Origin of the sequence: Vibrio sp. OPT20, from assembly GCF_963889365.1 — a bacterium.
GTDB lineage: Bacteria > Pseudomonadota > Gammaproteobacteria > Enterobacterales > Vibrionaceae > Vibrio > Vibrio splendidus.
In genome coordinates this window covers 107,747-117,456 of sequence record NZ_CAWPOA010000041.1, presented here as the reverse complement: position 1 = coordinate 117,456, position 9,710 = coordinate 107,747, and the positions used below count along the sequence as shown (strand labels likewise).

The following is a 9,710-nucleotide window of genomic DNA, read 5'->3' as shown; positions in this document are numbered from 1 at the left end:
ACAGATAGCAGCAGTTAGAGTTGTTTTACCGTGGTCAACGTGGCCGATAGTACCAACGTTTACGTGCGGTTTCGTACGTTCAAATTTTTCTTTAGACACAATCGTGTTCCTTCCTAGTTATGATTCGCCACGTTCATTATTGAGCGAGACGCGCCAGAAATTGCTATTTTATGCGCCAACTCTCGTTAGCGCAATATTTGGACGCATTGATCTTTCAAAAAATGAAAAAAATGCGTCCCTTTTGTTTAACCACGCTCTGCAATGATTGCTTTTGCAACATTGTTAGGCACTTCAGCGTACTCACTAAACTCCATAGAGTAAGAAGCACGGCCTTGTGTCGCAGAACGTAAATCAGTTGCGTAACCGAACATGACAGACAACGGAACTTGTGCACGAATTATCTTCAGGCCAGCTGTCCCCTCGTCCATACCTTCGATGATGCCGCGACGACGGTTAATATCGCCAACAACGTCACCCATCCAGTCTTCTGGAGTAGTTACTTCAACTTTCATCATAGGCTCAAGCAGAACCGGTTGCGCTTCAAGTGCACCCGATCTGAAAGCCATAGAGGCAGCGATTGTAAACGCCATCTCACTTGAATCTACTTCATGGTAAGAACCATCATATAGTGTAGCTTTGATATCCAAAACTGGATAGCCAGCAAGTACACCATTGTTCATCTGCTCTTCAACGCCTTTAGCGACCGAAGCGATAAACTCTTTAGGTACGATACCGTTGGCAATTTCATCAACGAAGACAAAGCCTTCGCCAGCTTCTGATGGTTCAAGTTTTAGCCATACGTGACCGTACTGACCTTTACCACCATGCTCACGGATAAATTTGCCTTCCGCTTTCGCAGTACCGCGAATCGTTTCACGATAAGCTACTTGCGGGTTACCAACGTTGCAGTTGACGTTAAATTCACGCTTCATACGGTCAACGATGATATCTAAGTGTAGTTCGCCCATACCAGAAATCAGTGTCTGGCCAGTTTCCGCATCCATATCAACGCGGAATGATGGGTCTTCTGCTGCTAGTTTACCTAGAGCGATAGTCATTTTATCTTGATCAGCTTGAGAGCGAGGCTCTACAACGATCTGAATAACTGGATCTGGGAATTCCATACGCTCAAGAACGATTTTATGGTTCTGATCACATAGAGTTTCACCAGTAGTAACATCTTTAAGGCCGATAATGGCTGCGATGTCACCTGCTCGTACTTCTTTTACTTCTTCACGTTTGTTTGAGTGCATTTGAACAATGCGCCCTAAACGTTCACGTTGTTTCTTCACAGAGTTGTAAGCTGTTTTACCGCTTTCAACAACTCCAGAGTAAACACGGATGAAAGTTAAAGTACCAACAAATGGGTCTGTTGCAATTTTAAATGCTAGCGCTGAGAACGGTTCTTTGTCGTCCGCGTGACGCTCAATTTCATTCTCGTCGTCATCAATACCTTTAATTGCCGGTACATCGACTGGAGAAGGAAGGAAGTCAACCACTGCATCTAGAACAGCTTGTACACCTTTGTTTTTGAATGCACTACCACAAGTGGCAAGTACGATTTCATTATTAAGGGTACGAATACGAAGACCTTGCTTGATTTCAGCTTCTGTTAATTCACCTTCTTCAAGGTACTTATCCATCAGCTCTTCATTTGCTTCTGCAGCAGCTTCAACAAGTTCGATACGATATTCTTCAGCCATTTCTTGCATGTCTGCAGGAATATCTTCGTACGTGAAAGTCATTCCTTGGTCAGCTTCGTTCCAGTTGATTGCCTTCATCTTGAGAAGATCGACAACACCTTGGAAGTTTTCTTCAGCACCAATGTTCAGTTGAATTGGAACAGGGGTTGCGCCTAGGCGGTCCTTGATCTGTTCAACTACGCGCAAGAAATCTGCGCCTGTACGGTCCATTTTGTTAACGAAAACCATACGTGGAACTTGGTACTTATCAGCTTGACGCCATACTGTCTCTGACTGAGGTTCAACACCAGACGAGCCACAGAACACAACAACTGCACCATCAAGTACACGCAGAGAACGTTCTACTTCGATTGTGAAGTCAACGTGTCCAGGAGTGTCGATGATGTTGATACGGTGGTCCGAGAACTGAGCTTCCATGCCACGCCAAAACGTAGTGGTTGCTGCAGAAGTGATCGTAATACCGCGCTCTTGCTCTTGCTCCATCCAATCCATGGTTGCTGCACCATCGTGAACTTCGCCGATTTTGTGAGAAAGACCGGTATAGAACAGAATACGTTCACTTGTGGTTGTTTTACCTGCATCTACGTGAGCAACGATACCGATATTACGGTATTGCTCTATAGGAGTTTTACGAGCCACGGTTGAATCCTCTTATTAGAGACTTAGGGACTATTGCTATGTCTAGATTATGCGTTAAAAGCGATGCTTCGCTAAAAAGTGCTTGCCCTAGAAATAGCAATAGTTCCTAGCATAAGCATAGGAACTAAAGAAGTGCTGCAAGGAACCTTGCAGCACTAAAAAGGTATTACCAGCGGTAATGTGCGAACGCTTTGTTTGCGTCAGCCATGCGGTGAACGTCTTCACGTTTCTTAACCGCAGTACCTTTGTTCTCAGACGCGTCTAGCATTTCAGCAGCTAGGCGTTGAGCCATAGATTTTTCACCACGCTTACGCGCAGCTTCAACTACCCAACGCATAGCAAGAGCGTTACGGCGAACCGGACGAACTTCTACAGGTACTTGGTAAGTTGAACCACCCACACGGCGAGATTTAACTTCTACCGCTGGGCGAACATTTTCAAGAGCTTCTTCAAATACAGCTAAGTGATCTTTACCAGATTTCTCAGCCATAGTTTCTAGTGCAGTGTAAACAATCTTCTCTGCAGTAGATTTTTTTCCGTCAACCATAAGGATGTTAACGAATTTTGCCAGCAATTCAGATTTGAACTTAGGATCTGGAAGGATCTTACGCTGGCCTATTACGCGACGACGTGGCATGGAATTTCTCCGTTGTCTTCTTCAGGTTTTTTCCAAAACTTTTCAGAATAATAAATAAATAGTGTTTGGCCTTACTTAACGCTTTCTTTTTAAAAAAGACGCATTAAGACTTAGGACGTTTCACACCATACTTAGAACGACCTTTCTTACGGTCGTTAACGCCTGCACAGTCAAGTGCACCGCGAACAGTGTGGTAACGCACACCTGGTAAATCTTTAACACGACCACCACGGATAAGAACAACACTGTGTTCTTGAAGGTTATGACCTTCGCCGCCGATGTATGAAGTAACTTCAAAGCCGTTAGTTAGACGAACACGACATACTTTACGTAGTGCTGAGTTCGGTTTTTTTGGAGTAGTAGTATATACGCGAGTACATACACCACGTTTTTGTGGGCACGCTTCTAGTGCAGGCACGTTGCTTTTAACAACCTGCTTTACACGAGGAGTACGTACCAACTGGTTAATAGTTGCCATTAACTAGCTCCTGATTTACTTGAAAGTAAGCTTGATGAAAAATCTAGCCCTATTACACATAGTGTAAATAGGGACGCAAAATTCTATTCAGCAGTGGGATGTGTGTCAAGAAATATACAGATCTTTTTTAGCCGTCTAGAGCTCAGGATGGTCTTTTTTTAACCATACTGATAAAACGCAGCTACCAAGTTACTGATTTGTCGTTCAAAACCGTTAGTTTGACGAATCCGTCGAAGTCCACTTGATCCAGAGTGCTTGAAGCAAGTTGTTGTAAACCTCGGCTATCGAGATCTGTTTTTAATACCGACACATGTTCAACGGTTGAGATTTGATTGAATAACTCATGATTTGGAAGGCAAACATACACCGCATCTTCAACCAAAAGGATGTGATCCTTTTGTTGCGAGTACGCCAATGCAAGCTTGAGTTTGTCTACTGATTTTACAATATGAAGCATAACGTTCCCTAGAAAGTCAGTATTTTTTGGCTCTGAGCTAACTTCTGCGTCAACTCATTCACTTCTAGCGCAGTCACATCGATCAGTAAGTTATCGGTCGAGAGACCAAACTGATTGAGGCTATGTTGACACACGTAAACTTGCTCGATGTCATAGAGGTCCATAAGCTTGAATGCAGAAATATAGTCACGTGATAGGGATTCATCAGGCTGTTGAGCCTTGAGAAGCTGTGTAACGCCATTACCGACAAAGAACACGGTAATGTCTTCACTATAGGCTGAAGCCGCTAGCAGTGCGTCTAGCCCTTCTCTGCCCGCTGCCGTCGTATGAGGAAAAGTGTTAAATACAAAAGCCAATTTACTCAAAACTGTACAACCCTATCTTGCGTCAAAAGTGCTTCAGATAAGCTCCCTAACCCAGCTTGGGTAAACCCAGCCGCCAAGTTAGATGCACTCAATTGATGTTGCGTTGCTTCATCCGTGCTGATCACTCCGCGTCTAAGCGCAGCAGCAACACACGTTTCAAGGCTAACATTGTGCTCATCCGCCAGTTTTTGCCAAGCGGAAGCCAGGTCGAATTCATCATTAGCAGGTACGGTAAGGTCAGAGCCATTACTGACGCCATCTTGATAGAAGAATACACTGTGAAGTTTGTGGCCCTGATTAATAAGAGCCACTGCAAACTGGTAAGCACTTCTTGCCGACTGTGAACCGTAGACCGGTCCATTCACTAAAAGTGTATAGCTTAACAACCCTCTTCATCCTCTGTTTTACGTTGTCGGATGTATAGGTATACGGTGTGCTTAGAGATGTTCAATCGCTCAGCAACACGGTTAATCGCGTCTTTAATATCGAAAATACCTTTGTCGTAAAGCTCCATCACGATTTGACGGTTCTTAGTATTGTTCGATACTGATTTGTCGGCATTGATTTCTTCAATGGTGCGTTCAACCGTCTGGTCGACAAGCTCTTCCACATCACTCGCAAAGTTTACTGATGATGCTGCTTCGTCCGCATCTTGCGTAGGCATGAAAGATTGCAGTACTTGTGAGAATGGTGCATCTAAGTTTACGTTAATACACAACAAACCAATCACTCGGTCTTCACCATTGCGGATAGCAACCGTGATCGACTTCATCAATACTCCGCCTTTAGCGCGAGTAAAGTATGAACGTGAGAAGTTACGCTTAGAACCTTCAATATCTTTCAGCATCTTCAATGCGAGATCGGTGATCGGCGAACCAACCTGACGACCTGTATTTTCGCCGTTGGCAATTTTAATCGCAGAAGTATTGAGGTCTTCTAAAGAGTGTAAAACGATTTCACAAAACGGACCGATAAGACTCGCAATACCGTCAACCACGGCCTCATAAGATCTTAGAATGATTTTATCGTGTTCACTGAATGGCATAACGTGGACTGATTCCATTTCAAGTAACACATCTGCATTGACTGTTTCTGTAGTAGTCACTTATTCCTTACCTTCGTGTGAAAAATCAACAAATTTATGTAAGTTTATCAGAAAATTTTAATTGCACACCTAGCTAACATTGCAACTAGTGATTTAGAACAAGTTTAAAAATCAAATACTCACCTTCAAATCATAAAAAAAGCCTAACTCAAAGTTAGGCTTTTTATTCAATCAACGTATTTTAGAATAAAACTTTTAGCTGATATTACTGAGCAGGAGCCGCTTCAGCGTTATCAATTTTAAGTAGTTCAACTTCGAATACTAGCGTTGAGTTAGCAGGGATAGTCGGTGTGTCTTGCTCACCGTATGCTAGCTCTGGCGGGATAACGAACTTGTACTTAGAACCAACTTGCATCAGTTGTACGCCTTCAGTCCAGCCTGGGATTACGCGGTTTAGTGGGAATGTTGCTGGTTCGCCACGATCGTAAGAGCTGTCGAACTGAGTACCGTCTGTTAGCGTACCTTTGTAGTGTACTTGAACGGTATCAGTGTCTTTTGGAGAAGCACCTTCACCAGCCGTCATTACTTGGTAAAGTAGACCAGATTCAGTTTGCTTAACGCCTTCAGTTTTAGCGAACTCAGCACGGAAATCATCACCGGCTTTCTTCACTTCTGCAGATTTTTCTGCCGCTTGTGCTTGCATTGTTTCTGCAACACGCTTGTCTAGAGCTTCAAGAGCTGCGCGAGTTTCTTCTTCGTTAAGTGCTGTTTTCTCTGCGAATACGTCTTCGATACCTTGAAGAACCATATCTTTGTCTAGGTTAATGCCTAGCTCGCTTGGCTTATCAATGCTTGTGCTTAGGTAGTTCGCGAAAGATACACCGATTGCGTATGCCGCTTTGTCATCTTCTGTTTTAAAGTTTACTGCTGCAACTTTAGCTTCTTCTACCTGTGGAGCTTCTGCCTTTGGTTCTTCTTTCTGACAACCAACTGCTAGCATAACCGTTGCGGCAAGCAGTGATACTTTTAAAACTGATTTCATTGAATTCTCCAATTAATGGCCAAGCCATTGGTTATTGTGCACAAATCTAATGATTAGATTGGTGTGAATACGTTAGTTATAACAATATACTAGTCATATGTCTTTCGACACAAACCGGATTATTAGATGTGATGCGAATATTTTTCCACTCATTGCTATGTACGATTGTCATCACCTTGTTAAATGGTTGCTTTTTCTTTCAAGATGATGAGCAACGTTGGGAAATTGAACCCAATGGTGCCACCAGCTTTGCCCTAAGCAGAGATGGACGTTTCGCCCTGCTCTACTCTCAGCAAAAACAACTGTTACTCTGGGACCTCGTCCAAGATAAAGAACTCGCTCAACTCGGCCCACAAGATCAATCAGAAAACCAAGTATCGCGTATCCGCATCTCGGACAACGGCCGCTTTGCGATTACCGCCAGCCAGATGAATTTCGCCGTTTGGGACCTGTCTTGGACTCAAGCTGAAGGGCTTTGGTCTATTTCCGATGGCTTAATTCGCGATGTCGACATATCCAGCAATGGTGAAAAAGTCTTACTTGGCCTGTCTAATGGCAAAGCTATCTATGTGGACTTAGTCACCGGACGCCGTCTTGAGTTCCTTGCTCACCGAGAAAAAGTTAATTCAGTCTCCCTCTCTTCTAATGGCCGCTACGCATTATCAGGCGGCAACGACTACAAAGCTTATCTTTGGGATACCGAATCAGGCTTGGTGTTACGTACCTTCGAGCATGAACAAAGAGTAGTACGAGTTGCACTACAACGGGATGGAGAATTGGCTTTTACTTCCGATGGCGGCAACCAAGCGATGATCTGGAATTTGGAAACAGGTGAACCTCAAGCGCAATTGCAGAGCTGGTCTCGACAGCTGATATTCTCGAGTGCTCGCTTTTCTGACGACGGCAGTATGTTGGTGACAGGTACGCCATCAAGCCAAGTGAGTGTGTGGAATACTCAAGATGGAAAACGCATTTCTCGTCACGATGCCGAGCCATTAAAAGATGCTCGCCCTCCCCGTGCGGTAGTGTATGATGCAGCCTTTGATGAAAAGAACCGTGTGATATCGGGCACCTCTGCGGGCATCGCCCAAGCTTGGAATGTGGATTAAGAACGATGACAGAAAAGCGAATTGAACAACTAGAAAGCCGCGTGAATGACCTAGAGTGTCAGCTAGCTTTCCAAGAACAGACCATTGAAGAACTCAATGAAGCGCTTAGCCAACAACAGATGTTGATCACGAGAATGCAAGACCAAATGAAGTTCGTGGTGGGTAAAGTGAAAAATATGGATGGCTCAAACCTCGCTGATGTATCAGAAGAGACGCCACCTCCACACTATTAAGCGCCGTTCAAAATGACGAATTGATTCTAGTGACATGTATCGCTAGAAATCTGCAAACTAAAAGGGCGACAGATACTCATCTGCCGCCCTTTTGTTTATTTCACCTGAGTGAATAAGCTAAAGCCAATTAAGCCAATACAATCTTAGTCATCGGCATAAATCTTCACTTCCACGCAACCGTTCGTATCAACACTCGCACGATACATCCCTGAACTGTTCATACCGAAGTGGATATCACCTTGGCCATCAATCGCAATCAAGCCACCTTCTCCGCCCATGGTTTTCAATTCACCTTGAATGATCGTTTCACAAGCCGTGTGCACATCTTCTTTGAGATAACGCATTCGTGCTGCCACATCACTGGCAACCATTTTACGTAGGAAGAACTCGCCCATTCCTGTCGTTGATACGGCCACGTTGCCATTTTCAGCAACAGTGCCTGCACCGATTATTGGAGAATCTCCCACACGACCATACTTCTTATTAGTCACGCCACCGGTACTGGTTGCTGCAGCTAAGTTACCGGCTTGGTCTAATGCGACAGCGCCAACCGTGCCGTACTTTTTATCATCTGGGTATTTTTGAGCTTGTTGCTCATCGTATTTTGCTTCAGACAAAGCAAAGATACCTTTCTCTTTCATCGACTGAAGTTGGTCATAACGACGCTCAGTAAAGAAGTAATCTTGCTCGGTGAAGATATACTCATGCTCAAACGCAAACTTCTCTGCGCCTTCACCAATCAGCAGCACATGATCGCTTTTAAGCATCACATCACGCGCAAGCTCTATCGGGTTTTTAATATGGCGGACACCTGCAATAGCACCCGCATCCATTTCGCGACCGTGCATCACAGAAGCATCCATCTCAACAAATTCGTCATGAGTTAAAACCGAGCCTTTACCGGCATTAAAATGCGGGCTGTCTTCCATCACCTTGACTGACGCAACCACTGCATCCAACGCATCGCCACCCGATTGCAAAACTTGATAGCCAGCCAAAACCGACTTCTCCAAAGCCTCGGTAATACCCGTTTTTAATTCATCGCTCATTTGCTCTCGCAAGATAGTTCCTGCACCACCATGAATGGCAATTGAAAAAGGCTGTGACATGCAAACTCTCCACTGACGTCGTCTTATAATGTTGTGCTATCAATACCACATCCATGGTTTGATGTCTGATAGCGAAAACCAAACTTTTTACGAATGCTTAGATTTGCGGACACTTAGATTTGCAGACACTGAGTTCGCTAGATTAAAAGTCAGCTCAAAAACGAGACTCCTTAAACGAAAAAAACCTCCACAAGGGAGGCTTTCAATATTCTTAAACTAAACCGTTAGTTCGGTATTAGTGAGAACCACAGCTACCGCCGCCGCAGCAGCCGTCTTTTTTCTCTTCAGCGTGGTCATGGCCTTCGCCACCACAGCAACCGCCTTCGTGGTCATGATCATGGTCGTGACCGTGGCTACCACAGCCGCCTTCTTGGTGTACGTGACCGTGTTGAACTTCTTCTTCAGTCGCTTCACGAACGGCTACAACTTCAACGTCAAACGTTAGAGTTTGGCCAGCTAGCATGTGGTTACCGTCAACAACAACTTCGTCGCCATCTACTTCAGTAACTTCAACTGGGATTGGACCTTGGTCAGTATCCGCTAGGAAACGCATGCCAACTTCGATTTGCTCAACACCTTGGAATACGTCTGCAGGAACACGTTGAACTAAGTCATCGTTGTGCTCGCCGTAAGCGTCTTCTGGAGTAACCGTTGCTGAGAACTTGTCGCCAGCTACTTTGCCTTCAAGCTCTTTTTCAAGACCTGTAATTAGGTTGTTGTGACCGTGAAGGTAATCTAGTGGAGCTTCTGCAGTTGATTGGTCAACTACTACGCCATCTTCAAGTTTCACTTGATATGCAACACTAACTACTACGTTCTTTTCAATTTTCATGAGAGCTCCAAGGAGGTTTGGACTAAGCTCGAACAGTTGAGCTTAGGAAAAATTCTGTACC

13 protein-coding genes are annotated in these 9,710 nt (G+C 44.4%); 2 read left to right on the top strand and 11 right to left on the bottom strand.

Annotation, left to right across the window (positions count from 1 at the left end; all coding sequences use genetic code 11):
- The 9 genes from AACR09_RS09090 to fkpA all read right to left on the bottom strand — a co-directional run.
- Window positions 1–99: GTP-binding protein (locus AACR09_RS09090; RefSeq protein ID WP_135300427.1), on the bottom strand; the 99-nt coding region annotated here is incomplete at its 3' end.
- Between the two features lie 146 nt (window positions 100–245).
- Complete coding sequence (gene fusA / locus AACR09_RS09085) at window positions 246–2,342, bottom strand: elongation factor G (RefSeq protein WP_193834818.1); 2,097 nt, start codon at window positions 2,340–2,342, stop codon at window positions 246–248.
- Window positions 2,343–2,508: 166 nt separating this feature from the next.
- Window positions 2,509–2,979, bottom strand: a complete 471-nt coding sequence (gene rpsG, locus AACR09_RS09080; protein ID WP_017073678.1) for a 30S ribosomal protein S7 — start codon at window positions 2,977–2,979, stop codon at window positions 2,509–2,511.
- 103 nt (window positions 2,980–3,082) lie between these two features.
- Window positions 3,083–3,457, bottom strand: coding sequence for a 30S ribosomal protein S12 (gene rpsL, locus AACR09_RS09075; RefSeq protein WP_012604917.1), 375 nt, complete (start codon window positions 3,455–3,457; stop codon window positions 3,083–3,085).
- A gap of 181 nt (window positions 3,458–3,638) precedes the next feature.
- Entirely contained in the window at window positions 3,639–3,914 is a 276-nt protein-coding gene (gene tusB / locus AACR09_RS09070) for a sulfurtransferase complex subunit TusB (protein ID WP_017083779.1), read from the bottom strand.
- An 8-nt stretch (window positions 3,915–3,922) separates the two neighbouring features.
- On the bottom strand, window positions 3,923–4,279 hold the full coding sequence (tusC, locus tag AACR09_RS09065) for a sulfurtransferase complex subunit TusC (RefSeq protein WP_017085994.1): 357 nt from the start codon (window positions 4,277–4,279) through the stop codon (window positions 3,923–3,925).
- Window positions 4,276–4,665: a sulfurtransferase complex subunit TusD gene (tusD, locus tag AACR09_RS09060; protein ID WP_017083781.1), complete on the bottom strand. Its 390-nt coding sequence runs from the start codon at window positions 4,663–4,665 to the stop codon at window positions 4,276–4,278. The genes tusC and tusD overlap by 4 nt, the downstream gene beginning before the upstream one ends.
- Window positions 4,659–5,384, bottom strand: a complete 726-nt coding sequence (locus AACR09_RS09055; protein WP_004729851.1) for a helix-turn-helix transcriptional regulator — start codon at window positions 5,382–5,384, stop codon at window positions 4,659–4,661. Before AACR09_RS09055 ends, tusD begins: the two co-directional genes overlap by 7 nt.
- 205 nt (window positions 5,385–5,589) lie before the next feature.
- Window positions 5,590–6,366 carry an FKBP-type peptidyl-prolyl cis-trans isomerase gene (fkpA, locus tag AACR09_RS09050; protein ID WP_004729852.1) on the bottom strand — a complete coding sequence of 259 codons (777 nt, stop codon included), beginning with the start codon at window positions 6,364–6,366 and terminating at the stop codon, window positions 5,590–5,592.
- Window positions 6,367–6,497: 131 nt separating this feature from the next.
- On the opposite strand from fkpA, the gene AACR09_RS09045 reads away from it, so the two are divergent.
- Together AACR09_RS09045 and AACR09_RS09040 are read left to right on the top strand one after the other, a co-directional pair.
- A complete protein-coding gene (locus tag AACR09_RS09045) occupies window positions 6,498–7,475 on the top strand; it encodes a WD40 repeat domain-containing protein (RefSeq protein WP_026012360.1) in 978 nt (325 codons plus the stop codon).
- Between the two features lie 5 nt (window positions 7,476–7,480).
- Window positions 7,481–7,708 carry a SlyX family protein gene (locus AACR09_RS09040; protein ID WP_017083784.1) on the top strand — a complete coding sequence of 76 codons (228 nt, stop codon included), beginning with the start codon at window positions 7,481–7,483 and terminating at the stop codon, window positions 7,706–7,708.
- Between the two features lie 143 nt (window positions 7,709–7,851).
- Here the strand turns inward: AACR09_RS09040 and AACR09_RS09035 are convergent, their stop codons facing one another.
- Together AACR09_RS09035 and slyD are read right to left on the bottom strand one after the other, a co-directional pair.
- Window positions 7,852–8,817, bottom strand: coding sequence for an isoaspartyl peptidase/L-asparaginase family protein (locus AACR09_RS09035; RefSeq protein ID WP_017083785.1), 966 nt, complete (start codon window positions 8,815–8,817; stop codon window positions 7,852–7,854).
- 235 nt (window positions 8,818–9,052) lie between these two features.
- Entirely contained in the window at window positions 9,053–9,649 is a 597-nt protein-coding gene (gene slyD / locus AACR09_RS09030; RefSeq protein ID WP_017083786.1) for a peptidylprolyl isomerase, read from the bottom strand.
- Window positions 9,650–9,710 lie beyond the last annotated feature (61 nt).